Source organism: Streptomyces sp. CRN 30, from assembly GCF_034105845.1.
Window position 1 is genome coordinate 1 of the sequence record NZ_JAVRHI010000126.1, and the last position, 23,412, is coordinate 23,412.

The 23,412-nt window shown below is 71.5% G+C and carries 20 protein-coding genes and 3 tRNA genes; 10 read left to right on the forward strand and 13 right to left on the reverse strand.

The window, feature by feature from the left end; all coding sequences use genetic code 11:
* Nucleotides 1-617: 617 nt before the first annotated feature.
* The gene (locus UW392_RS12030) at nt 618-1,460 is read right to left on the reverse strand and encodes a hypothetical protein (RefSeq protein ID WP_320774923.1); all 843 of its coding nucleotides are present in this window, start codon (nt 1,458-1,460) and stop codon (nt 618-620) included.
* A gap of 235 nt (nt 1,461-1,695) precedes the next feature.
* Between UW392_RS12030 and UW392_RS12035 the strand changes: the two genes are divergently transcribed.
* Nucleotides 1,696-2,787 (forward strand): Leu/Phe/Val dehydrogenase, encoded by a 1,092-nt coding sequence (locus UW392_RS12035; protein WP_320774924.1) that lies wholly within the window; start codon nt 1,696-1,698, stop codon nt 2,785-2,787.
* Between the two features lie 338 nt (nt 2,788-3,125).
* Complete coding sequence (locus UW392_RS12040; protein ID WP_320774925.1) at nt 3,126-3,371, forward strand: DUF3073 domain-containing protein; 246 nt, start codon at nt 3,126-3,128, stop codon at nt 3,369-3,371.
* A 102-nt stretch (nt 3,372-3,473) separates the two neighbouring features.
* Here UW392_RS12040 and purM read toward each other — a convergent pair whose 3' ends face one another.
* The 9 genes from purM to purS all read right to left on the reverse strand — a co-directional run bounded on the left by purM (nt 3,474) and on the right by purS (nt 12,614).
* Nucleotides 3,474-4,541 carry a phosphoribosylformylglycinamidine cyclo-ligase gene (gene purM, locus UW392_RS12045; protein ID WP_320774926.1) on the reverse strand — a complete coding sequence of 356 codons (1,068 nt, stop codon included), beginning with the start codon at nt 4,539-4,541 and terminating at the stop codon, nt 3,474-3,476.
* Nucleotides 4,542-4,594: 53 nt separating this feature from the next.
* Nucleotides 4,595-6,121, reverse strand: a complete 1,527-nt coding sequence (gene purF / locus UW392_RS12050; RefSeq protein ID WP_320774927.1) for an amidophosphoribosyltransferase — start codon at nt 6,119-6,121, stop codon at nt 4,595-4,597.
* Nucleotides 6,122-6,206: 85 nt separating this feature from the next.
* Nucleotides 6,207-7,007 (reverse strand): META domain-containing protein, encoded by an 801-nt coding sequence (locus UW392_RS12055; protein WP_320774928.1) that lies wholly within the window; start codon nt 7,005-7,007, stop codon nt 6,207-6,209.
* 78 nt (nt 7,008-7,085) lie between these two features.
* Nucleotides 7,086-7,883, reverse strand: coding sequence for a maleylpyruvate isomerase family mycothiol-dependent enzyme (locus UW392_RS12060; RefSeq protein ID WP_320774929.1), 798 nt, complete (start codon nt 7,881-7,883; stop codon nt 7,086-7,088).
* 4 nt (nt 7,884-7,887) lie between these two features.
* The gene (locus UW392_RS12065) at nt 7,888-8,733 is read right to left on the reverse strand and encodes a M23 family metallopeptidase (RefSeq protein ID WP_320774930.1); all 846 of its coding nucleotides are present in this window, start codon (nt 8,731-8,733) and stop codon (nt 7,888-7,890) included.
* A 38-nt stretch (nt 8,734-8,771) separates the two neighbouring features.
* A complete protein-coding gene (locus UW392_RS12070; protein ID WP_320774931.1) occupies nt 8,772-9,278 on the reverse strand; it encodes an ArsR/SmtB family transcription factor in 507 nt (168 codons plus the stop codon).
* A 113-nt stretch (nt 9,279-9,391) separates the two neighbouring features.
* Entirely contained in the window at nt 9,392-11,650 is a 2,259-nt protein-coding gene (gene purL / locus UW392_RS12075) for a phosphoribosylformylglycinamidine synthase subunit PurL (protein WP_320774932.1), read from the reverse strand.
* Nucleotides 11,647-12,351 carry a phosphoribosylformylglycinamidine synthase subunit PurQ gene (gene purQ, locus UW392_RS12080; protein ID WP_320774933.1) on the reverse strand — a complete coding sequence of 235 codons (705 nt, stop codon included), beginning with the start codon at nt 12,349-12,351 and terminating at the stop codon, nt 11,647-11,649. The genes purL and purQ overlap by 4 nt, the downstream gene beginning before the upstream one ends.
* Entirely contained in the window at nt 12,348-12,614 is a 267-nt protein-coding gene (gene purS, locus UW392_RS12085; RefSeq protein WP_320774934.1) for a phosphoribosylformylglycinamidine synthase subunit PurS, read from the reverse strand. The genes purQ and purS overlap by 4 nt, the downstream gene beginning before the upstream one ends.
* 416 nt (nt 12,615-13,030) lie before the next feature.
* Here purS and UW392_RS12090 point away from each other — a divergent pair, with 416 nt between their 5' ends.
* The 8 genes from UW392_RS12090 (at nt 13,031) to UW392_RS12125 (ending at nt 17,826) form a co-directional block, all read left to right on the forward strand.
* Nucleotides 13,031-13,348: an Lsr2 family protein gene (locus UW392_RS12090; protein WP_320774935.1), complete on the forward strand. Its 318-nt coding sequence runs from the start codon at nt 13,031-13,033 to the stop codon at nt 13,346-13,348.
* 224 nt (nt 13,349-13,572) lie between these two features.
* Nucleotides 13,573-13,644: transfer RNA gene (locus UW392_RS12095), tRNA-Gly, on the forward strand.
* Nucleotides 13,645-13,724: 80 nt separating this feature from the next.
* Nucleotides 13,725-13,800: transfer RNA gene (locus tag UW392_RS12100), tRNA-Gly, on the forward strand.
* A gap of 143 nt (nt 13,801-13,943) precedes the next feature.
* Complete coding sequence (locus tag UW392_RS12105; RefSeq protein ID WP_320774936.1) at nt 13,944-14,960, forward strand: ABC transporter ATP-binding protein; 1,017 nt, start codon at nt 13,944-13,946, stop codon at nt 14,958-14,960.
* Nucleotides 14,961-15,016: 56 nt separating this feature from the next.
* Nucleotides 15,017-15,760 carry an ABC transporter permease gene (locus UW392_RS12110; RefSeq protein ID WP_320774941.1) on the forward strand — a complete coding sequence of 248 codons (744 nt, stop codon included), beginning with the start codon at nt 15,017-15,019 and terminating at the stop codon, nt 15,758-15,760.
* Between the two features lie 12 nt (nt 15,761-15,772).
* Nucleotides 15,773-17,101 (forward strand): sensor histidine kinase, encoded by a 1,329-nt coding sequence (locus UW392_RS12115; RefSeq protein WP_320774937.1) that lies wholly within the window; start codon nt 15,773-15,775, stop codon nt 17,099-17,101.
* Nucleotides 17,098-17,727 carry a response regulator transcription factor gene (locus tag UW392_RS12120; protein ID WP_320774938.1) on the forward strand — a complete coding sequence of 210 codons (630 nt, stop codon included), beginning with the start codon at nt 17,098-17,100 and terminating at the stop codon, nt 17,725-17,727. Before UW392_RS12115 ends, UW392_RS12120 begins: the two co-directional genes overlap by 4 nt.
* A 23-nt stretch (nt 17,728-17,750) precedes the next feature.
* A tRNA-Gly gene (locus UW392_RS12125) sits at nt 17,751-17,826 on the forward strand.
* A gap of 103 nt (nt 17,827-17,929) precedes the next feature.
* On the opposite strand, the gene UW392_RS12130 is transcribed toward UW392_RS12125, so the two are convergent.
* The 3 genes from UW392_RS12130 to purD form a co-directional block, all read right to left on the reverse strand.
* On the reverse strand, nt 17,930-18,829 hold the full coding sequence (locus tag UW392_RS12130; RefSeq protein ID WP_320774939.1) for a phosphoribosylaminoimidazolesuccinocarboxamide synthase: 900 nt from the start codon (nt 18,827-18,829) through the stop codon (nt 17,930-17,932).
* 328 nt (nt 18,830-19,157) lie between these two features.
* Nucleotides 19,158-21,404, reverse strand: coding sequence for a hypothetical protein (locus tag UW392_RS12135; RefSeq protein WP_320774942.1), 2,247 nt, complete (start codon nt 21,402-21,404; stop codon nt 19,158-19,160).
* A gap of 350 nt (nt 21,405-21,754) precedes the next feature.
* A complete protein-coding gene (purD, locus tag UW392_RS12140) occupies nt 21,755-23,011 on the reverse strand; it encodes a phosphoribosylamine--glycine ligase (protein ID WP_320774940.1) in 1,257 nt (418 codons plus the stop codon).
* Between the last annotated feature and the right edge of the window lie 401 nt (nt 23,012-23,412).

The following is a 23,412-nucleotide window of genomic DNA, read 5'->3' on the forward strand; positions in this document are numbered from 1 at the left end:
GCGGCCTCCTCGGGAGAACCGAACCTTCTCGGTTCTTTCCTCTAAATTCTGCACCTTGACCCGCGTTGCCCGAAATGGCGGACGCGAGTCGAGTCGGTTATAGGACGAACGGCTTGTCCTCGGCACTACAACTACACCATCCGTCCAGCCGCGTCGGCCAAACCGATGGAATTGCCCTCCCAGGTGTTCATCAGCGACGGAAGCCGATGGACCATGCCATAGCGGACAGTCACGCCACTGTGACGATCAGTCACAGGACGATCAGGAGTCACCAGACCCCCCATAGCGTGCAATGCAGAGAATCCACCCATACGTGGGCGAAGGGAGTATCCCCCGGACTCCTTGTCCTATTTTGACACGAGGAGGGGCGTAAGAGGCAAGGCCCTTGTAAGTGCGTTCCGTCACGCTTGAGACAAAAGCCCGGATCGGGACCTACGTCCCTCTGTGCGCACTTCGCTCCGGGCTCGTGCCCCTCTGCGGGCAGCCCGTATGGCCAACTGTCAGCCACAGGAGGTTAGTTCACCATGACACCACAGGGCACGGAAAGCCTTTTCTGTCACACATCGGCAACTTCGCCGGGCGCGGGAGCGGTTGTCCCGCGGTCGTCCCCGTGGACCTCAGTTCGCCGAGCGCCGGTCCCGCACCGTCCGCCAGCGGGCGACCAGCCGGCCGTACGCCTCCCCGGCGGCCGCCCCGTCCCCCTCGCGCAGCGCCTCGACGCCGTCGGCGGCGTCCGCGGCCGAGTGGTCCCCGTCGAGCTGGTCGGCGGGGAGGACGTGGACGAGGCCCCCGTAGTCCAGCTCGACCAGGGAGCGCGGGTGGAACTCCTCCAGCCAGCGCCCCACGTCCAACAGCCCGTCGATCAGCGGACCCTCGTCGACCGCCTCCCGCAGGGTCCGCAGCGCCCGCGCCACCCGGCGCCGCGCCTGCACCATCGGGGTCCGGTACCGCAGCACCGGCGCGTCCTCGGCCGAACCCTTCTCGTACGTCCGCTCCTCGTCCGAGACCAGCACGAACCAGTGCAGCGGCACGTGCCAGGTGGCGGAGCGGATCCACGGGCGGGCGTCGGGGTTGCGGGCCAGCCAGCGCTCGTGGTCCTGCGCGGCCTGCCGGCGCACCACCGGCGGCAGCACCGCGTCCAGGACCGGCGCGGGCAGTTCCTCGTCCAGCTCCCGCAGCGCCTGCCAGCCGCGCAGCCGGGTGCGCCAGGGACAGACGCAGAGCACGCCGTCCACGTCCAGGACGAAGGCGTCACCGCTCTCGTGTACCGGCACCGGCACGGGTGGCGTGGGCAGCAGATCGGCCAGTGACCGGCGCAGCTCGTCCTGGTACGACGGGCGCCCGTCCCGCTGTGCGTAGCGCTCCCAATGGCCGCGCTCCGGCTCCGGGAAGGCGGCCAGCGGCTCGTAGACGCGGAGGTAGGACGCGTACGGGACGATCACCGACGACACCTTGGGCACCCCTGCTCCCTCCCCACGGGCCCCGGCCCGAAACCCGGCGCGAACCGCGCGCGTGCGGGCGGGGAAACACTGCGAATCGTCCCACGCGCGTGTGCGAACGTACTCCGAGGGAGGGTGATCCCGACCAACGCGAGGATGACGGTCCGCCCCAAGCCCTACGCTCGTGCCCACGGCTCCCGCCACCCGCACGGGCGCCGTCCCACAACCGCCGCCACAGACCACTGGAGTCACCACCGTGACCGACGTAACCGGCGCACCTGCTGATGTACTGCACACCCTGTTCCGTTCGGACCAGGGTGGCCATGAGCAAGTCGTGCTGTGCCAGGACCGCGCCAGCGGCCTCAAGGCCGTCATCGCCATCCACTCCACCGCCCTGGGCCCCGCGCTCGGCGGCACCCGCTTCTACCCGTACGCGAACGAGGCGGAGGCCGTCGCCGACGCGCTCAACCTGGCGCGGGGGATGTCGTACAAGAACGCCATGGCCGGTCTCGGCCACGGCGGGGGCAAGGCCGTGATCATCGGCGACCCGGAGCGGATCAAGACCGAGGAACTGCTGCTGGCCTACGGCCGGTTCGTGGCCTCGCTCGGCGGGCGGTACGTCACCGCGTGCGATGTCGGCACCTACGTCGCCGACATGGACGTGGTGGCCCGGGAGTGCCGCTGGACGACCGGCCGTTCACCGGAGAACGGCGGGGCCGGCGACTCGTCGGTGCTCACCGCGTTCGGCGTCTACCAGGGCATGCGGGCCTCGGCCGAGCACCTCTGGGGCGACCCGTCGCTACGCGGCCGCAAGGTCGGCGTCGCGGGCGTGGGCAAGGTCGGCCACCACCTGGTGGGGCACCTGCTGGAGGAGGGCGCCGAGGTGGTGATCACGGACGTCCGCGAGGAGTCCGTGCGCCGGGTTCTGGAGCGCCATCCGTCCGTGGTGGCCGTCGCGGACACCGACACCCTGATCCGTACCGAGGGGCTCGACGTGTACGCCCCCTGCGCGCTCGGCGGGGTCCTCGACGACGACACCGTGCCCGTGCTGACTGCGCGAGTGGTCTGCGGCGCGGCGAACAACCAGCTCGCGCACCCGGGCGTGGAGAAGGACCTGGCCGACCGCGGCATCCTGTACGCGCCGGACTACGTGGTGAACGCCGGCGGGGTCATCCAGGTCGCCGACGAGCTGCACGGCTTCGACTTCGAGCGGTGCCGTGCCAAGGCCGCGGGCATCTACGACACCACGCTCGCCATATTCGCACGTGCGAAGGACGACGGGATTCCGCCGGCCGCTGCCGCCGACCGGATCGCCGAGCAGCGCATGGCGGAGGCACGCGGACGCTGAGGTTCCGCCGGGCCGTCCCCGGGGCCGCCCCACGCGGGTGCCCCACGGGGCGGCCCGCCCTGGTGGCGGCCGGTACCCGGCGGGACGCTGGGAGAGAACTCTCACTCTTGTCGGCGGGTCGTCTCCCAAGAAGTGGTTAAAATCGCCATTGACCAGCGAGGACAGGGCGCCTCAGTGGTCCTGTGCACACGCGCGTGCTGCGGGCGACGTACCGTAGGGGCGCGGGCTCAGGTACCGTGGAAGCCCTACGGACGGTCTCTCTGCGGAGAGCCCGTTCTAGAACATGAACGCGTCAAGACTCTGGGGCCGTCGAGCCCCGTCGTTGAGGGGGTCGAGCCATGGGGCGCGGCCGGGCCAAGGCCAAGCAGACGAAGGTCGCCCGCCAGCTGAAGTACAACAGCGGTGGGACGGATCTCTCACGCCTGGCCGAGGAGCTGGGCGCATCGCCATCAAACACACCGCCGAATGGCGAGGTGTTCGAAGACGATGAGCACGACGACGACCCGTACGCACGGTACGCCGAGCTGTACGGGGACGACGAGGACGACGAGGACGACCAGTCCTCGCACCGTCGCGGCGCTTGACCTTGCACTGATTCACGACCCGGTCCGTGGCCCAGGCCACGGACCGGGTTCTGTGCTGCCCGTCGGGCGGGCGAACCGGTCCTCACGGTCCCGTCCCGGGCGTCAGCCCGCGTGGTCCCCGACCAGAGCGGCGCCCGTGGTGTGCTCGCCGCGGTCGGTGATCTCACCCGCGACCCATGCCTCGACCCCGCGGTCGGCGAGGGTCGTGAGCGCGACGTCCACGGAATCCTGCGGCACGATCGCGATCATGCCGACGCCCATGTTCAGGGTCTTCTCCAGCTCCAGGCGCTCGACTCCGCCGGTCCGGCCGACGAGGTCGAAGATCGGATCCGGGGTCCAGGTGGAGCGGTCGACGGTCGCGTGCAGGCCGTCGGGGATCACCCGGGCCAGGTTGGCCGCGAGCCCGCCGCCGGTGACGTGGCTGAAGGCGTGGACCTCGGTGGTGCGGATCAGCGCCAGGCAGTCCAGCGAGTAGATCTTGGTGGGCTCGAGCAGTTCCTCGCCGAGCGTGCGGCCCAGCTCCTCGATCCGCGCGTCCAGCGCCAGGCCCGCCCGCTCCAGCAGCACGTGCCGGACCAGCGAGTACCCGTTGGAGTGAAGGCCCGAGGACGCCATGGCGATGACCGCGTCACCCGTACGGATGCGATCGGCGCCGAGCAGCCGGTCCGCCTCCACGACGCCCGTACCGGCGCCGGCGACGTCGAAGTCGTCCGGACCCAGCAGGCCCGGGTGTTCGGCCGTCTCACCGCCCACCAGAGCGCAGCCGGCGAGCACACAGCCCTCGGCGATGCCCTTCACGATGGCGGCGACGCGCTCGGGGTGGACCTTGCCCACACAGATGTAGTCGGTCATGAACAGCGGCTCGGCGCCGCACACGACGATGTCGTCCATGACCATCGCGACCAGGTCGTGGCCGATGGTGTCGTACACGCCCAGCTGCCGGGCGATGTCGACCTTCGTGCCCACGCCGTCGGTGGCGGAGGCGAGCAGGGGGCGCTCGTAGCGCTTGAGGGCGGAGGCGTCGAAGAGTCCGGCGAAACCGCCGAGGCCGCCGAGGACCTCGGGGCGCTGCGTCTTCTTCACCCACTCCTTCATCAGCTCGACGGCGCGGTCGCCCGCCTCGATGTCGACTCCCGCGGCCGCGTAGCTGGCACCAGCTGTCTCAGACATGGCGATGAGAACTTTCGTGTCGTACGGCAGAAAACGGACCGGGAACGGACCGGCTACGGACGGCGGATCGCGTCGGCGGCGGCCGTGGCGGCGGGCCCGGCGGCCAGCTCGGTCTCCAGGAGCTGCTTGCCGAGCAGCTCGGGGTCCGGGAGATCCATCGGGTACTCGCCGTCGAAGCAGGCGCGGCAGAGGTTCGGCTTGGCGATGGTGGTCGCCTCGATCATGCCGTCGATGGAAATGTACGACAGCGAATCCGCGCCGAGGGAACGGCCGATCTCGTCGACCGACATGCCGTTGGCGATGAGCTCGGCGCGGGTGGCGAAGTCGATGCCGAAGAAGCAGGGCCACTTCACGGGCGGGGAGGAGATCCGGATGTGGACCTCGGCGGCGCCCGCCTCGCGCAGCATGCGGACCAGGGCGCGCTGGGTGTTGCCGCGGACGATCGAGTCGTCGACGACCACCAGACGCTTGCCCTTGATCACTTCCTTCAGGGGGTTCAGCTTCAGCCGGATGCCCAGCTGGCGGATGGTCTGCGACGGCTGGATGAACGTACGTCCGACGTAGGCGTTCTTCACCAGGCCGTTGCCGAACGGGATGCCGCTGGCCTCCGCGTACCCCACCGCGGCCGGAGTGCCGGACTCCGGGGTGGCTATGACGAGGTCGGCCTCGACGGGGGCCTCCTTCGCCAGGCGGCGGCCCATCTCGACGCGGGACAGGTAGACGTTCCGGCCGGCGATGTCGGTGTCCGGGCGGGCCAGGTACACATACTCGAAGACACAGCCCTTGGGCTTCGCTTCCGCGAAGCGCGAGGTGCGCAGGCCGTTCTCGTCGATGGCCACGAACTCGCCCGGCTCGATCTCGCGGACGAAGCTGGCGCCGCAGATGTCGAGCGCGGCGGTCTCGGAGGCGACCACCCAGCCGCGCTCGAGGCGACCGAGGACCAGCGGGCGGATGCCCTGCGGGTCGCGAGCCGCGTAGAGGGTGTCCTCGTCCATGAAGACCAGCGAGAAGGCGCCCTGGACCTGCGGGAGGACCTTGGCGGCCGCGTCCTCGACGCTCAGCGGCGCGCCTTCGTCGTCGACCTGGCCGGCCAGCAGCGCCGTGACCAGGTCGGTGTCGTTGGTCGCGGCGACCCGCGGGGTGCGGCCGTCCCGCTTGGGCAGGTCGGCGACCATCTCCGCGAGCTGCGCGGTGTTCACCAGGTTGCCGTTGTGACCGAGTGCGATGGAGCCGCGCGCGGTGGCGCGGAACGTCGGCTGGGCGTTCTCCCAGACGGAGGCACCCGTCGTGGAGTAGCGGGCGTGTCCGACCGCGATGTGACCCTGGAGGGAGCCGAGGGAGGTTTCGTCGAAGACCTGGGAGACCAGGCCCATGTCCTTGAAGACGAGGATCTGGGAGCCGTTGCTGACCGCGATACCCGCGGATTCCTGGCCCCGATGCTGGAGGGCGTAGAGCCCGAAGTACGTGAGCTTTGCGACCTCTTCGCCCGGCGCCCAGACCCCGAAGACGCCGCAAGCGTCCTGAGGGCCCTTCTCGCCGGAGAGTAGATCGTGATTGAGTCGACCGTCACCACGTGGCACGCCATCGAGTGTAGGCGAGATCGCGCACTGGTCCGAATCCGGTGATGTGGGACGAGACGGGTGGGGCGGTCCTCCCCCACCTGCCTCACTTCTTCGCGACCGCGCTGATGCCCTCACCGTTTTCCCTGGTCAGCGTGATGGTGCGGTGATCGATCTCGTAGGTGACCTCGCCGTCGAAGAGCGCGCGCACCGCTTGTTCGGTCTCCATGAGTGAGCCGTCGCACATCCTGCGGGTGGTCTGTGCGGTGCCGAGGGTGATGTGACCGTCGCGTACGGTCGCCTTCGCGGACACCTGGTTGCAGCCGAGGTTGCCGTCGACCGTGCCGGCTCCCTCGTCGAAGGTGAGCCACGCCTTGCCCGCGGACCCGTCGGGCAGCGACTGGGCGGTGTCCCCGTCGCGGACCGTGGTGACCTCCCACTTGGTGCCGTACAGCCCGGCCGGCTCCTCCTCGCTCAGCCGGACCGTGTCGCCGTCGTCGGTGGTGAGGGTGAGTCCGCCGTCGTTCACCTCGGCCGTGAGCGCCCCGTCGGCGAGGATGCGGGCGAAGGACTCCTCGAAGGCCATCGGGGCCTCGTCCGCGCAGGCCATGTTGGTCGACTCGGCCTCCGCGATGTCCACCCGGTCGCCCCGCACGGACGCGGTGGCGCCGAAGCTGTTGCATCCGTAGTCGCCCTCGACCTCGCCGTTCCCCTCGATCCGCAGGTAGGCGCCCGCGGGGGCCGTGCTGGTGTTCCCGTCGACGGTCAGGCTGTCGACGTTCCAGTGGACGCCGGTGACGGGCGCCGGGGTGTCCGAGCCGACGGAGCCGCTGCCCGGCTCGCTGCCACAGGCCACCACGAGCGGCAGGAGGGTCAGGGCGCTGAGAATCAGTCGCTGCTTGTCCATGCGGGTGGGACGGGTGGGACGGAAGAGCGGTTCCGCGTGGCGGGCCGGCTCACTCCGTCGGCTCCACCGCGGGCCGCCTCACGCCATGAGGGGCAGCAGGGCGCCGAGATCGGCGCGTTCGCCGCTCGCGCTGACGCGCGCCTGCGCCACGGCCGTCCCCCACTCCTCGCGTCCCGTGGCGAGCCGGATCCAGGTCAGCGGGTCGGTCTCGACGACGTTGGGCGGGGTACCGCGGGTGTGCCGCGGGCCCTCGACACACTGCACGACGGCGTACGGCGGGACGCGCACCTCCGTGGACGCGCCGGGCGCCCGCACGGCGAGCGCGTCGGCGAGCAGCCGGGTGCAGGCGGCGAGGGCCTGCCGGTCGTACGGGATGCCGAGGCCCGGTACGGCGGCGTTCAGGTCGTCGGTGTGGACGACGAGCTCGACGGTGCGGGTGACCAGGAAGTCGCCGAGGGGGACGGCGCCGGCCCGGACGGCGAGCAGCCGGGTGGCGGGCGCCGTGGCGAGGCGTGCGGTCAGGCGCTCCTCGGTCGCGGCGAACAGGGCGTCCAGGTCGGGGTGGTCCACGGCGAACCGCCGGACACCCTCGGCGATGGCGTCCGCGTACGCCCCGCTCGCGAAGAGCAGGCCGTGCGCGTCGAACTCCGGTTCGGCCGGTTCCCCCTGGTCGAGACCGCGGCTGACGGACTCCAGGGTCATCACGAGGTGCGCGGCGAGCTCCCGCACCGTCCAGTCGCCGAGGCGGGTGGGGCCGGCGAGCTGCTCGGGGGTGAGGGTGCGCACGGCGTCCCGTACGTTGCCGAACTGGGCGAGCACCGCCGTGCGGATCTTGGCGGGATCGTAGGTACGGGTGCGCTTCCTGGCCGTGGACATGACGTCAGCCTATGCGGGGAGCCGGGGCGGGAGACGCCTCGAAGGTCTCCCCGTTGCGGGGTACGCCGATGCCGTGCCAGGTGAAGGGGACGCCCCGGGCCGTCTCCAAGTCCGGGCCGTCCATCAGCTGGAAGTGGAGGTGCGGTTCGGAGGAGTTGCCGGAGTTGCCGCAGCGGGCGATCACCTGTCCCGCGTGCACGCGGTCGCCCTCTCGGACGGTGAGGGAGCCGCGCTGGAGGTGGGCGTAGGCGGCGTGGGTGCCGTCGCCGAGGTCCAGGACGAGGTGGTTGCCGAGGAGGTTCCCGACCCCGCCCATCTCCCGTACCGTCCCCTCGACGAGCATCAGGTACAGCGCCGCGGGCAGCGAGGTGCGGCTCAGGTGGTCGCGCCGGGTGCCGGTGGCCCGTACGACGGTGGCGTCGGCCACCGCGTGGAGCGGGGCTCCGAAGGCGGGGAAGGCACGGTTGCGGCGGACGAGCGGCCACAGGAGGCTGGGCCCGGGCCGGGCGCCCTGCCCGGGCTCCGCGACGACGTCGATGGCGTAGGTCTGACCGTAGGCGTGCGTACCGTGGCTGGGGGTGCGGTCGGCCGGGCTGTTCAGCGCGGACCAGCGGCCGGCCACCGGCGCGGCGATCCCGACCGGCTCGCGGGCTTCCGCCCCCTGCTCCGCGGCCGGGGCGGACTGCCGGTTCAGCACCCGGCCGAGCACGACGGCAAGGACCGTCGACAGGACGAACCACCACCAGCGGGCGCCTTCCAGGAAGCCCGTCCACAGGTCGACCGCTATCAGTGCGAAAGGCACCGCCAGCGCGCAGCGGAAGATCCATGAAGTGAGTTTGCGAGCGGACATCGTGTCCCCCTTTGTCCCCGTTCGGTGCCTCGGCTCGGTCAGGGCCTGGCCACGGACAGCGCCACCAGCAGCGGCACCACCCGGCCTCCCGGCACTTCGTAACGGCCTCGTGCCGTCGTGTGCAGCCAGCCCGCGCCGGTCAGCTGGCGCAGGTGGTGGTAGATCTGGCCGGTCGTGCCCACCTCGTCCAGTTCGGCGAGCTCGGCCGCCGTGCGCCGGCCGCCGAGGATCTCGCGGAGCAGCCGCAGCCGGACCGGGTGGCCGAGCGCCGCGAACGGTTCGGCGGCCCCGGACCAGTCCTCCCCCACCAGGTCGTCGGTCAGCGCGCCGTGCTGCCAGTCGTACCGCTCCCCGGTCGGCAGCCGTACGGCCCCGGTGAACAGGACTCCCCCGTCGGCCGCACCCAGCCCGGTCAGTTGCTCCTTCCAGGCGTTCAGGGCCCAGAAGTCGCTGTCGTCCGGTGAGGGCGACGGGCGGTGTGCCCTCTCCTCCTCCAGGGCTGCCAGCCGGCGTTCCAGATCGGCGACGCGCTGTTCGAGTTCCATGGACTCGATATTACGGAGATACGTAATTACGTGCAACCACCTTCTCGTACCCGGACACGCCGAAGCCCCCGCCCGGAGAACCGGACGGGGGCCTCGTACAGCCGCGGGGACGCCTACGCCAGCAGCGCCGGAATCGTCCCCTCGTGCGCCGTGCGCAGCTCGGTCAGGGGGAGCGTGAACTCGCCCTGGACCTCGACCGCGTCCCCGTCCACGACACCGATGCGGGTGACCGGCAGGCCCCGCGCACCGCACATGTCGGTGAAGCGGAGCTCCTCCGAACGCGGCACCGCGACGACCGCACGGCCCGCGGACTCCGAGAACAGGAAGGTGAACGCGTCCAGCCCGTCCGGGACGATCAGCCGCGCACCCTTGCCGCTGAGCAGCGCCGACTCGACCACGGCCTGCACCAGACCGCCGTCGGACAGGTCGTGCGCGGAGTCGATCATGCCGTCACGGGAGGCGGAGATCAGGATCTCGCCGAGCAGCCGCTCGCGCTCCAGGTCCACCTGCGGCGGCAGTCCGCCCAGGTGGTCGTGGATCACCTGGGACCAGGCCGAACCGCCGAACTCCTCGCGGGTGTCACCGAGGAGGTAGAGCAGCTGGCCCTCCTCCTGGAAGGCGACCGGCGTGCGCCGGGCCACGTCGTCGATGACGCCGAGGACGGCCACGACCGGGGTCGGGTGGATCGCAGCCTCGCCCGTCTGGTTGTAGAGCGAGACGTTGCCGCCGGTCACGGGCGTGCCGAGCTGCTGGCAGGCGTCGGCGAGGCCGCGGATGGCCTCCGCGAACTGCCACATGACGGCCGGGTCCTCGGGCGAGCCGAAGTTCAGGCAGTCGGAGACCGCGAGGGGCTTCGCGCCGGTGGTGGCGACGTTGCGGTACGCCTCCGCCAGGGCGAGCTGCGCGCCGGTGTACGGGTCGAGCTTCGCGTACCGGCCGTTACCGTCGGTCGCGATGGCGACGCCGAGCCCCGACTCCTCGTCGATGCGGATCATGCCCGAGTCCTCGGGCTGCGCGAGGACCGTGTTGCCCTGCACGAAGTGGTCGTACTGGGAGGTGATCCAGGACTTGGAGGCCTGGTTCGGGGAGCTCACCAGCTTCAGGACCTGCTCGCGCAGCGCGTCACCCGTCTCCGGGCGCGGCAGCTTGTTCGCGTCGTCGGCCTGCAGGGCGTCCTGCCACTCCGGGCGGGCGTACGGGCGCTCGTAGACCGGGCCGTCGTGCGCGACCGTGCGCGGGTCGACGTCGACGATCTTGCCGCCGTGCCAGAAGATCTCCAGCCGGTCGCCGTCCGTCACCTCGCCGATGACGGTGGCGATGACGTCCCACTTGTCGCAGATCTCGAGGAAGCGGTCGACCTTCTCGGGCTCGACCACCGCGCACATGCGTTCCTGCGACTCGCTCATGAGGATCTCCTCGGGCGAGAGCGTGGAGTCACGCAGCGGTACGTCGTCCAGCGTGACGCGCATGCCGCCGGAGCCGTTGGAGGCGAGCTCGGAGGTGGCGCAGGACAGGCCGGCCGCGCCGAGGTCCTGGATGCCGACGACCAGCTTCTCGGCGAACGCCTCCAGGGTGCACTCGATGAGCAGCTTCTCCTGGAAGGGGTCGCCGACCTGGACGGCGGGCCGCTTGGACGGCTTGGCGTCGTCGAAGGTCTCGGAGGCCAGGATCGAGGCGCCGCCGATGCCGTCGCCGCCGGTCCGGGCCCCGTACAGGATGACCTTGTTGCCCGCGCCGGACGCCTTCGCGAGGTGGATGTCCTCGTGCCGCATGACGCCGATGGCACCGGCGTTGACCAGCGGGTTGCCCTGGTAGCAGGCGTCGAAGACGACCTCGCCGCCGATGTTGGGCAGGCCCAGGCAGTTGCCGTAGCCGCCGATGCCCGCGACGACGCCGGGCAGCACGCGCTTGGTGTCGGGGTGGTCCGCGGCGCCGAAACGCAGCGGGTCCACGACGGCCACCGGCCGCGCGCCCATCGCGATGATGTCGCGCACGATGCCGCCGACACCCGTGGCCGCGCCCTGGTAGGGCTCCACGTACGAGGGGTGGTTGTGCGACTCCACCTTGAAGGTGACCGCGTAGCCCTGGCCGACGTCCACCACGCCCGCGTTCTCGCCGATGCCGACGAGCAGCGCGTCCGACTGGGGCGCCTTCTCGCCGAACTGGCGGAGGTGGACCTTGGAGGACTTGTACGAGCAGTGCTCGGACCACATGACCGAGTACATGGCGAGCTCGGCACCGGTGGGCCGGCGGCCGAGGATCTCGACGACCCGCTCGTACTCGTCCTTCTTCAGGCCGAGTTCGGCCCAGGGCAGCTCGACGTCGGGGGTCTCGGCCGCGTGCTCGACCGTGTCCAGAGGCGTCCGGCTCATGCGTTGACCAGCTTCTTGAGGATCGAGGTGAAGAAGGGGAGGCCGTCGGTGCGGCCGGACCCGATGAGGGGCTCGACGGCGTGCTCGGGGTGCGGCATCAGGCCGACGACGTTGCCCGCCTCGTTGGTGATGCCGGCGATGTCGCGCAGCGAACCGTTCGGGTTGCCGTATCCATCAGCGGCTTCGCCGCGGGCCAGGTACCGGAAGGCGACCCGGCCCTCCGCCTCCAGCATGTCGAGGGTGCGCTCGTCGGCGACGTACCGCCCGTCCATGTTCTTCAGCGGGATGTGGATCTCCTGGCCGACCTCGTAGTCGGCGGTCCAGGAGGTGTCCGCGTTCTCCACCCGCAGCTTCTGGTCGCGGCAGATGAAGTGCAGGTGGTCGTTGCCGAGCATCGCGCCGGGGAGCAGGTGGGCCTCGGTGAGGATCTGGAAGCCGTTGCAGATGCCGAGCACCGGCATTCCCGACTTCGCCTGCTCGATGAGCGTCTCCATCACGGGCGAGAACCGCGCAATGGCGCCGGCCCGCAGATAGTCACCGTAGGAGAAACCCCCGCAGAGCACCACGGCGTCGACCTGCTTGAGGTCCTTGTCCTTGTGCCACAGCGCGACCGGTTCGGCGCCCGCGAGCCGGACCGCCCGCTGGGTGTCGCGGTCGTCGAGGCTGCCCGGGAAAGTGACGACGCCAATACGGGCGGTCACTTCTCCGCCCCCGCCTTCTCCTCCTCCACCTTCACGGTGAAGTCCTCGATCACGGTGTTGGCGAGGAAGGATTCCGCCAGTTCATGGATGCGGGCGAGCGCGGCGTCATCGACCGGTCCGTCCACTTCCAGTTCGAATCGCTTTCCCTGACGTACGTCGGAGACGCCTTCGAATCCGAGGCGCGGCAGCGCACGCTGCACCGCCTGGCCCTGGGGGTCGAGGATCTCCGGCTTGAGCATGACGTCGACTACGACGCGTGCCACTGGCACTCCCGGTGGTGTGGTGCTGAGCAGGTTCCTTCAGACTACCCGCACAAAAATTCTACGCGAGTAGATTCGTAGGAAACTACGTGACGCCCATCACGATCGCACAACGAGCGAGACACGCCGTGGAAAATTACCGGAAAGATCGCCGACACCTATTGCATCGTGACACGCGGACGGTTTTAGTCGGTCTGCACTTTGCAAAGCCGTGCACTGTACAAAGGAAATGGCAATAGCCGATACTTTGGCCAGCCACTCTTTGCGTCACCACCCCGGTGACGCCTTGGGAACGGCACATGAACGGCAAAAACAGCCGGGCACTCGACAACAACCGGCGTCTGCGCACACATGCGGAACAGCGTCCTTCGGATGATGGCGCGGAGCAGCGGAGACGTCGCACGAAAGGACCGATATTCGTGGCGCAGCGTGTCGTAGTCACTCTCTTCGACGACATCGACGGCTCGGAAGCGGCGGAGACGATCGCCTTCGGTCTGGACGGCAAGTCGTACGAGATCGACCTCAACCAGGCCAATGCCGCGGAACTGCGCGAGGCCCTCGCCCCGTATGTCGAGGCCGGCCGCAAGCGGTCGAAGTCCGGCAGGGCCTACCAGCAGACCGACGTGGCCCCCGACCCGGCGACGATCCGCGCCTGGGCCCAGTCCCGCAGGATGGACGTCCCCGCGCGCGGACGCATCCCCAAGACGGTTTACGAGGCCTTCGAGGCGGCCCACTGAGGGCGGACGGCTGACGGAGGAGGGGCCCGGGGGCGGTGCCCGGGGCGGGGCGCGCACGACGGTGCCGGCCGGGGCCCTGCCCTCCGGCACGGCCCCGGTCGGCGACCGGCGACGGCCGGCCATCCACCGCTTCCGGCAACCGACTTGCGCAGCACCCATGGTGATCAGCTAAAGTCTGGAGCACGCCGAGGGGCGAGGCCGAAAGGCCCGGCTCACGGAGTCACGCGGGTGTAGTTCAGTAGTAGAATATCCCCCTTCCAGGGGGAAGGCGCAGTGTGCAATTCCTGTCACCCGCTCCGCACCGCCGGATCGAGCAGTCTTGTCGATCAGGTAGGCTGGTGCCCGCGCCGATCGGTGAGAGCCGGTCGGAGGCAATGCGGACGTAGCTCAGTTGGTAGAGCGCAACCTTGCCAAGGTTGAGGTCGCGAGTTCGAGCCTCGTCGTCCGCTCCACAGAGGAAGTCCCGGTCCACAGGACCGGGACTTCCTTCTTTCGTGTCCCCCTCCTGGCCTGCGGACACCCTTCTGACATTTGTCATGGGGACCTATGACAGCCCGCACTGCTCCCGGCCCGGTCCGGCCCCGATGCTTGCACCATGAAGACGAACGGGCACGAGCGCGTGATTGACGTCACGGATCTGCGGCGTGTGTACGGGGGCGGTTTCGAGGCCGTGCGGGGGATCACGTTCTCCGTCGGCCAGGGCGAACTCTTCGCGCTCCTCGGCACCAACGGCGCGGGCAAGACATCGACGGTGGAGGTGCTGGAAGGGCTGGCCGCACCGGCCGGCGGACAGGTGCGGGTCCTCGGGCACGATCCGTACGGGGAGCGGGCCGCCGTACGGCCCCGGATCGGCGTGATGCTCCAGGAGGGCGGCTTCCCCTCGGAGCTGACCGTCGCGGAGACGGTGAGGATGTGGGCGGGCTGCACCAGCGGCGCGCGCCCCGCGCAGGAGGCACTGGAGCTCGTCGGCCTCGTGAAGCGGTCCGGGGTCCGGGTCAAGCAGCTGTCCGGGGGCGAGAAGCGGCGCCTGGACCTGGCGCTCGCCCTCCTCGGCCGCCCCGAGGTCCTCTTCCTCGACGAGCCGACGACCGGGCTCGACGCCGAGGGCCGTCAGGGCACCTGGGAGCTGGTGCGCGAACTGCGCGACCAGGGCACGACGGTCCTGCTCACCACGCACTACCTCGAAGAGGCCGAGGACCTGGCCGACCGGCTGGCCATCCTCCACGAGGGACGTATCGCGGCGACCGGCACCCCGGCGGAGGTGACCGCGGCGCAGCCGTCCCGCATCAGCTTCGAACTGCCCGAGGGCTACTTCCCCGGCGATCTGCCCCCGCTGGCCGAGCTCGGCGTCACCGGCCACGAGACGACCGGCCGTACGGTGCGGCTCCGCACCAACGAGCTGCAGCGCACCGCCACCGGACTGCTCGTCTGGGCCGAACGCGCCCGGGTCGAACTGCGCGGCCTCGACGTACGGTCCGCGTCGCTGGAGGAGGCGTTCCTGCAGATCGCCCGCGAGGCGTCCGGGGTGACCGGCGGATCCGTCGGCGACGGCCGGCCCGAGATGGCGGCTTCGGCGTCCGGAGCCAAGGTGGAGAGGGGAACCACGAAGTGACTGCTGTGACGCACGGGGAAACGGCCACGAAGGCCACCACCACGCCCGTCGGCCGGATGACCGCGCTGGCGAAGGCCGAGCTGACGCTGCTGACGCGCACCAAGGCGACGCTGTTCGCGGCGCTGTTCGTACCGCTGGTGCTGCCGTTCAGCTTCAGCGCGACGGTCGACAACATGGACCTGGACGGCACCGGGCTGTCGGTCGGAGCCGTCATCCTGCCCGCCGCCCTCGGCTTCTCACTGCTCTTCGCGGTCTACAGCTCGCTGGTGAGCGTGTACGCGTCCCGCCGTGAGGAGCTCGTGCTCAAGCGGCTGCGCACCGGAGAGCTGCGGGACACCGAGATCCTCGCGGGCGCCGCGCTGCCGTCCGTCACCATAGGCCTGGTCCAGAGCCTGGTGCTGATCATCGCGTGCGTTCCGCTGCTGGACGCCGGCATGCCGAAGGCACCGCACTGGACCGTACTCGGCCTGCTGCTCGGCCTGGTCATGTGGCCCGCGCTCGCGGCGGTCACCTCCAGCTTCAGCAGAAGTGTGGAGGGCGCCCAGGTCGCGGCCATGCCGCTGCTGCTCATCTCGATGCTCGGCTCCGGCACGGTCGTCCCGCTCGAGGTGATGCCCGACGGCCTCGCCTCGGTGGTGGAACTGCTGCCGCTCACGCCGGTGATCACCCTGATGCGCGGCGGCTGGGCCGGCAACCTGTCCGGGTCCGACGCGCTCGTCGCCATCCTGACGGCGGTCGGCTGGACCGTCCTCTCGCTGTGGGCTGTGCGACGGTGGTTCCGGTGGGAACCACGGCGATAGAAGGAGCGGCACATGCGGGGGCCGAGGACACGGTGGCGTGAGAAGAGCACCGCGGAGAAGGTCGAGGCGTACACACGCTGGTCGTTCCAGTTCCTCCCCCTGGTGGAGATCTTCTCCTTGGGGCTCTCTCCCTTCGGCTCCCTGCCGCTGGCGTCCGCGGGCTGGATCTTCGCACTGGTCACCGTGCACGCCACGATGTGCATGGTGACCGTGGACCGGGCCCTCGACTGGGCGTGCGGCCGCCGGGCCCAGCCGGTACGCCTGCTCGCCCTGCTCGGTGCCACCACCGCGGTGGTCGGCATCGCCACGCTCGTCCTGGCGAAGCACGGTCCCGACCGTCCGGAGACCGCCGGCGCACTGGGCGCGACGTTCATCGGCGTGCTCGGTTTCGGCCTGGGCTTCATGGCGCTCGGCCTGCGCGAGCGGAAGACCGTCCACCTGTCGGTGGCGGGCTTCACGGCCGGTACCGCGGTGGTGGCGTTCGTGATGGGCTTCTCCGCGCCCTCCGTCATGGCACTGTCGCTCGGGGTGGTGGTGGCCGGCGGGTTCACCGCCTTCATCTCGATCTTCTCGCTGTGGATGCTCCACGCCGTGTACGAACTGCACGAGGCCCGCGACACCCTGGCCCGGCTCGCCGTGGCCGAGGAACGGCTGCGCTTCGGGCGCGACCTGCACGACGTGATGGGGCGCAACCTCGCGGTGATCGCCCTGAAGAGCGAGCTGGCCGTGCAACTGGCCCGGCGGCAGCGCCCCGAGTCGCTGGAGCAGATGATCGAGGTGCAGCGGATCGCCCAGGAGACGCAGAGCGAGGTGCGGGCGGTGGTGCGCGGCTACCGCGCGGCCGACCTGAGCGCCGAGTTCGCGGGGGCCCGGGGCGTACTGACGGCGGCCGGCATCCGGTGCGAGGTCACGGGTTCGGCCCAGGAACTCCCCCAGGACGTCCAGTCGGCGCTCGGCTGGGTGGTGCGGGAGGCGACGACCAACGTGCTGCGGCACGGGAACGCGGTGCACTGTTCCGTGTCGCTGCGCAAGGAGGAGGACCGGGTCGTGCTCACCGTCGAGAACGACGGCGCCCTCGAGTCGGTCCCCCCGGGCGGCAGCAGGGGTTCCGGCCTCGCGGGCCTGCGCGAGCGGCTCTCCGCGGTCGACGGCACCCTGCATGCCGGGCCCTCCGCCGACGGGCTGTTCCGCGTGACGGCCGAGGTACCGCTGCCCGACGCCCGCCCGCACGGACGCCGGAAGCGGTCGGAGACCGCGGACGGGAACGCACCGCGTTCCGCGGCGGCCGACGACGGCCGGCCGCTCATGAACACGACTGCCACGAGTGAGGTCACCCCATGACGTCCGACGTCCCTCCGCCGCCCGTCCGGCTGCTGCTCGCCGACGACGAGCACCTGATCCGGGGCGCCCTCGCCGCGCTGCTCACGCTCGAGGAGGACCTGATCGTCGTGGCGGAGGCCGCGACCGGGCCGGAGGCCCTGGCGATGGCGCGGGCGCACGAGCCCGACGTGGCGGTGCTCGACCTGCAGATGCCGGGCGCGGACGGTGTGAGGGTGGCCACATCCCTCCGTGCCGAGCTGCCCGGCTGCAAGGTGCTGATCGTGACGAGCCACGGCCGGCCCGGACACCTGAAGCGCGCACTGGGGGCGGGTGTGCGCGGGTTCGTCCCCAAGACCGTCAGCGCGCAGCGGCTCGCGGAGATCATCCGTACGGTGCAGGCCGGCAACCGGTACGTGGACCCGGAGTTGGCCGCCGACGCCATTTCCGCCGGGGACTCGCCGCTGACCGAACGGGAGACCGAGGTACTGGAGTACGCGGCCGACGGGGCGCCCGTCGCGGAGATCGCCGAGCGGGCCGCGCTCTCCCAGGGCACCGTCCGGAACTACCTCTCGTCGGCCGTCTCCAAACTCGGGGCGGAGAACCGTCATGCGGCGGTGCGTCTCGCACGCGAGCGCGGTTGGGTATAGTTGCTCTCGCGCCACGGCGCAACGCGGACGTAGCTCAGTTGGTAGAGCGCAACCTTGCCAAGGTTGAGGTCGCGAGTTCGAGCCTCGTCGTCCGCTCCACAGCAGCGAAGGCCCCGGTTCCATGAACCGGGGCCTTCGTCGTGTGCCCGCGCGGTCAGCCCGGCGCCCGGCACCCCACGGTGCCCGGCGCCGGATCACGCCGTCACGACCAGGCCGTACCCGTCAGACGCTCGTACGCCTCGACGTACTTCGCCCGGGTCGCCGCCACGATCTCCTCCGGCAGCGGGGGCGGGGGCTGCTCGCCGGTACGGTCCCAGCCGGACTCCGCGGAGGTCAGCCAGTCGCGAACGAACTGCTTGTCGAAGGACTCCTGGGGACGGCCCGGCGCCCACCGGTCGGCCGGCCAGAAGCGGGAGGAGTCGGGGGTGAGGACCTCGTCGGCGAGGACGAGGGCGTCGTCCGCGAAACCGAACTCGAACTTCGTGTCCGCGAGGATGATGCCCCGGTCACGGGCGATGTCACGGGCCCGGCTGTAGACGGCGAGCGTCGCCTGGCGCAGCTGGGCCGCGGTCTCCGCGCCGACCTGGCGGGCGACCTCCTCGTAGGCGACGTTCTCGTCGTGCTCGCCGACCTCGGCCTTGGTGGCCGGGGTGAAGATCGGCGCGGGCAGCTCCGAACCGTCGACGAGCCCTTCGGGAAGGGCGAGGCCGCAGACGGTGCGGGACTCGTCGTACTCGGCGAGGCCCGAGCCCGTGAGGTAGCCGCGCGCGACGCACTCCACCGGCACCATCCGCAGGGACTTGCAGATCAGGGTGCGACCCGCCCAGTCGGCGGGGGCGCCCGGCGGCAGCTCGGTGCTGAGCACGTGGTTCGGCACCAGGTCGGCGAGCTGGTCGAACCACCACAGTGAGAGCTGCGTGAGGACGCGCCCCTTGTCGGGGATCTCGGTCGGCAGCACCCAGTCGTACGCGGACGTACGGTCGCTGGCGACCATCACGAGATCGCCCGCCTCGTTCTGGTACAGCTCGCGCACCTTGCCGGTGTGCAGGTGCACCAGGCCCGGAACCTCGATCGGCTCGGGCTTCTCCACGAATCCGGACACGGTTCCTCCCCGTGGTTCTGTCCAATGAGTCGATTCTCCCGTATGCGGGCGCCGGACACCGGTCGGGGTCCGGCCCGCGTCCGGTGGATCGCGGGAGGTCAGTCGCGTGTGCGGGTGCGGTCGTGTCAGCCGTGCCGGTGGGGACGGCCGAGGAGAGGGGCCGTGGCCCGCTGGGCACACGGGTCGGCGGTGGGAAGGAGAGCGGCTCCCCCGGAGGGCCCGGAGGCCGCCGTCATGCCCATTGTCACGCTCGTCGTCACGTCCGTCGTCACGCCCGTTGTCACGCCCGTCGTCATGCCCGTCGTCATGCCGATCGGCGTTCCGGCCGTCATACCAGGCGGACCGGTTTCTCCGGGCGGATGCCCAGGCGGCGGAGCCAGTCACGCAGGGGGGTCGGTTCGCCGTTCTCCACGAGGGCGAGGACTCGGGGGGCCAGGTCGGCGGTGCGTTCGCCGTCGACCAGGAGGGATGGGCCGTCCAGCCAGTCGAGGCCCGGGGTGGCGCCGGCCGTGTCCATGGCGGCGCAGCAGACCATCGCGGTGACGTGGTCGGTGAGCAGTTCGCGACCGGTGCGCGGGGGCTGCAGGGGGAAGAGCGGCACGGTGCCCTCGTCCCACAGCGCCCGGTCCGGGCCCTGCGGCTCCCCGGCGCCCGGCAGGACCGCGCCCGCCGGCGCCGTGGCCTCCTCGCGCGCCAGCTCCGCGCTCAGGCCTGCCGCCAGAGCGGCGGCCTGTTCACCGCCCTGCTCGGTCGGGTCCTTGGAGATGCCCGTGGAGGCGTCAGGGAAGGTGTCTGTGGTGTCTGTGGTGTCTGTGGTCTCCGCGGTGGTGGTGTGAGTGGTGTTCAAGAGGGGAAGTGCGAGGGCCTCGCCCTCCTCCCCCTGGGGGGCGGCGGGCGAGGCCCCGGATGTCTCGAGCTCTTCCACTGTTCCGACAGTTTCAGCTGTCCCGACTGTTCCGACTGTTCCGACTGTTCCGACTGCCCCTACCATCCCGGTCGTCCCGGTTGTTCCGGTTGTCCCGGTCGGCTGGGCCGTCAGATGGTCGATCACCCGCGCCAGGGTCGGGCCGCCGGGATCGGGCACCGTCGGGTCCGCGGCGTGCCGGACCCCGAGCACGTCCAGCACGCGGTGCAGCCGGGCCGCGTCCGTGCGCCACTTGCGGTCGACGACCTCGTCCGGGTAGTCCTGCCAGTCCACCGGGGCCCAGTCGGGCCCGGGCTCGGCGGGACCGCCGTGGAAGAGGCGCGCGGCCAGCAGGGACGTGGCCTCGTCCACCACCCCCGGCTCCTCGAGGAGGTCGCAGGCCGGACGCTCGCCCAGCCGGGAGGCGAAGCCCTCGGCCAGGCGGTCGCGCCGGGACAGCTCGGTCAGGGCCGCGACGACGCCCGCGTCCAGCCGGGAGGGCCAGCGGCCCATCCGCCAGGCGGGCAGCGCGACCCGGGTGAGCAGCCGGTCCCAGCCCGCGTAGGCCAGGCCGACCTGTTCCTGGGCGACGATCCGCAGGCCGTAGTCCACCGCCTGTGCACGCTCGGCGGCCGCGGCCGCCACGCCCCGTTCCATCTCGGCCGCGTGCTCCCGGCAGCCGCGCAGGAGCAGGCGGGCCACCCGGCCCGCCCCGGCCAGCGCCGTCCGCGACAGGGGGTTGCGGCCGGGCGTCGCCGCCACGGCCACGGCCGCGTCCAGGCCACGTATGAAACGACGGGCCGCCGCTATGTCCGGGTGGGCCGACGGCCCCGTGCCCGCGACGACCGGTGCGAGGACGGCACGCAGTTCACCCACGCGCATCCACCACAGGAACGGCGACCCGATCACCAGCACGGGCGCGCCGGGCTCGGGGCAACGGCCGGACCGGGACGGTGCGCCGGCGCGGCCGGCTGCCCGGCCGCTGCCGCCCGACAGGTCGTCCCGGCCGGCCCGCACTTCCGACAGCCCCGGGCGTACGGCGGAGGCGGGGGTGGGGGTAGGGATGGAGGCAGGGGTGGAACTGGGGGCGCCCTGGGTTCCCGAGGCGCTGCCACGGGTGTCCGTGCCCCCGTCCGCGCCCGCTCGCGGTGCTCCCGACGGGGCACTCCGGTTCTCCGGCGCGCCGCCGTGCGCCCGCTCCGCATCGTCGGCGGTCCGACCACCGGCCGCCTTGCCGGAACCGCTCCCCACCGTCAGCGGCGGGCCGTGGGAGGGGTGCGAACGGTCCTCCAGCCAGCTGTCGCAGTCGGGGGTCAGGGCTATCGCGGAGGGCGCCGGGACGTCGAGCCGGTCGGCCAGGTCCCGTACCAGGCGGTAGAGGTCGGGCGCACACTCCTCGGTGATGTGGACCGTGGGGCTCATCGCGGGGCGGGCGCGGGCCACGACGAGCGCGACGCCCGTGGCACAGAGGAGGACGACGGCCGCGAACACCGTCACGATCCAGCGCGTGGTGGACCAGCCCGCGCCGGAGAAGTGGCCCGTTGCCCCGCCGGCGAAGAGCACGACGGCGACAGCGGCGGGCAGCAGGGCGACGGCCAGCGCCCTGCTGCGCACCCGCAGCACGGCGAGGGCCCGGGAACGCGCGGCCCGCGCGCCCACCTCCACACCCATACCGGTCACGACCGGACGTCACCCCCAACTGTGCCGTACGGCACTTCACGCGGTGCGCGTTGCGGCGCGCACCGCGACGACGGTCCGGCGTCGCCGCGGGCGCCGCCGGGTGGCCTGGCGTTGCTCACTCCCCCACTGTGGCACCCCTCACCGACATCGCAATGCCGGTGGGCCAAGTGCCGGACTGCTTGCGCCGCACCCTAGTTGGGGCTCCGGACAACGTCAGCCGGATAGGGCATCGGTCACTCGATGGAATGGCTCAGGGGAGAGCTGGATGACGCTGCGCAAGGGTCGGGCCCCGCATCCCTGGGGGGACACGGGGCCCGGGTCGCCTCGGGTGCTACCGGGGGTTACACGGCTCCGGACGCCGCCTCGGCCGCGATGTCCGTACGGTGCTGTGAACCGTCGAGCCGGATGCGCCCGACGGCCGTGTACGCCCGCTCGCGCGCCTGCACCAGGTCCGCGCCGGTCGCCGTGACGGACAGGACCCGGCCGCCGGCGCTCACGACCGCGTCACCGTCGTGCTTCGTGCCGGCGTGCAGGACGTAGGCGTGCGGGGCGTCCTGGGCGGCCACCTCGTCGAGCCCGGTGATCGGGTCGCCGGTGCGCGGGGTGCCGGGGTAGTTGTGGGAGGCGACGACCACGGTGACGGCCGCGTCATCGCTCCAGCGGAGGGGCTCCAGGTCGGCGAGGGTGCCGTCGGCCGCCGCCAGCAGGACACCGGCCAGCGGGGTCTTCAGCCGGGCGAGGACGACCTGGGTCTCGGGGTCGCCGAAACGGGCGTTGAACTCGATGACCCGTACGCCACGGCTGGTGATCGCCAGACCGGCGTACAGCAGGCCGGAGAACGGGGTGCCGCGGCGCCGCAGCTCGTCCACGGTCGGCTGCAGCACGGTCTGCAGCACCTCGTCGACCAGCTTGGGCTCGGCCCAGGGCAGCGGCGAGTACGCGCCCATGCCGCCGGTGTTCGGCCCCTCGTCGCCGTCCAGCGCGCGCTTGAAGTCCTGCGCGGGCTGCAGCGGGAGGACGCACTCCCCGTCGGTGATCGCGAAGAGCGATACCTCGGGGCCGTCGAGGTACTCCTCGATGACGACGCGCTCACAGGCGTTCGCGTGTGCCCTGGCCTGCTCGAGGTCGCTGGTGACGACGACGCCCTTGCCGGCCGCGAGACCGTCGTCCTTGACGACGTACGGGGGACCGAAGGCGTCGAGGGCCTCGTCGACCTCCTCGGGCGTCGTGCAGACGTACGACCGCGCGGTCGGGACACCGGCCTCGGCCATCACGTCCTTGGCGAAGGCCTTGGAGCCCTCCAGCCGGGCGGCCTCACCGGAGGGGCCGAAGCAGGGGATGCCGGCCTCGCGCACGGCGTCGGCGACACCTGCGACGAGGGGGGCCTCCGGGCCCACGACGACCAGTTCGGCGCCGAGGTCGACGGCCAGCGCAGCCACCGCCTTGCCGTCGAGCGCGTCGACCCGGTGCAGCTCGGCGACCTCCCCGATGCCCGCGTTGCCGGGGGCACAGTGCAGGGCGGTGACGGCAGGGTCGAGGGACAGGGAGCGGCACAGGGCGTGTTCGCGGGCGCCGCCGCCGATGACGAGGACCTTCACGGGCCCAGCCTAACGGGCCGGGGCGGCCGGCTTTGTGGGGGCCGCCCAAGGGACGACGGCAGCCGGTTCGTCGGATCCTCCGAGGGCGCGGGGGCACGAGGACCAGAGGAGGCGAGGACCAGAGGAGGCGAGGACTCGAGGGCCGGGTGGTGGGTCGGGCATGCCGCCACCCTGCGTGCCCGCGTACTCGTCACGCATCACTCCTCGTCACTCGTCACTCGTCACTCATCACTCGTTGGTGAACTCCTCCATCACCGTCGCGCCCAGTTCCCGGACGATCAGTTCGTGCCCGGAGAGGGCGGACTCGTCGAGATCGGGGTCGTCGTCCTCGGGGATGTCGTCCTCGGGCGAGATGGGCGGGGGCTCGGAGGCCACCGGGGGCGGCGGGGCGGGCGCCGGAG

Excerpts from the sequence above, each read along its gene's own strand:
- UW392_RS12040 (WP_320774925.1), top strand. The coding sequence starts at position 3,126 with ATGGGGCGCGGCCGGGCCAAGGCCAAGCAGACGAAGGTCGCCCGCCAG.
- purM (WP_320774926.1), bottom strand. The coding sequence starts at position 4,541 with ATGTCTGAGACAGCTGGTGCCAGCTACGCGGCCGCGGGAGTCGACATC.
- UW392_RS12055 (WP_320774928.1), bottom strand. The coding sequence starts at position 7,007 with ATGGACAAGCAGCGACTGATTCTCAGCGCCCTGACCCTCCTGCCGCTC.
- UW392_RS12060 (WP_320774929.1), bottom strand. The coding sequence starts at position 7,883 with ATGTCCACGGCCAGGAAGCGCACCCGTACCTACGATCCCGCCAAGATC.
- UW392_RS12065 (WP_320774930.1), bottom strand. The coding sequence starts at position 8,733 with ATGTCCGCTCGCAAACTCACTTCATGGATCTTCCGCTGCGCGCTGGCG.
- UW392_RS12070 (WP_320774931.1), bottom strand. The coding sequence starts at position 9,278 with ATGGAACTCGAACAGCGCGTCGCCGATCTGGAACGCCGGCTGGCAGCC.
- purL (WP_320774932.1), bottom strand. The coding sequence starts at position 11,650 with ATGAGCCGGACGCCTCTGGACACGGTCGAGCACGCGGCCGAGACCCCC.
- UW392_RS12105 (WP_320774936.1), top strand. The coding sequence starts at position 13,944 with ATGAAGACGAACGGGCACGAGCGCGTGATTGACGTCACGGATCTGCGG.
- UW392_RS12110 (WP_320774941.1), top strand. The coding sequence starts at position 15,017 with ATGACCGCGCTGGCGAAGGCCGAGCTGACGCTGCTGACGCGCACCAAG.
- UW392_RS12115 (WP_320774937.1), top strand. The coding sequence starts at position 15,773 with ATGCGGGGGCCGAGGACACGGTGGCGTGAGAAGAGCACCGCGGAGAAG.
- UW392_RS12120 (WP_320774938.1), top strand. The coding sequence starts at position 17,098 with ATGACGTCCGACGTCCCTCCGCCGCCCGTCCGGCTGCTGCTCGCCGAC.
- UW392_RS12135 (WP_320774942.1), bottom strand. The coding sequence starts at position 21,404 with ATGGGTGTGGAGGTGGGCGCGCGGGCCGCGCGTTCCCGGGCCCTCGCC.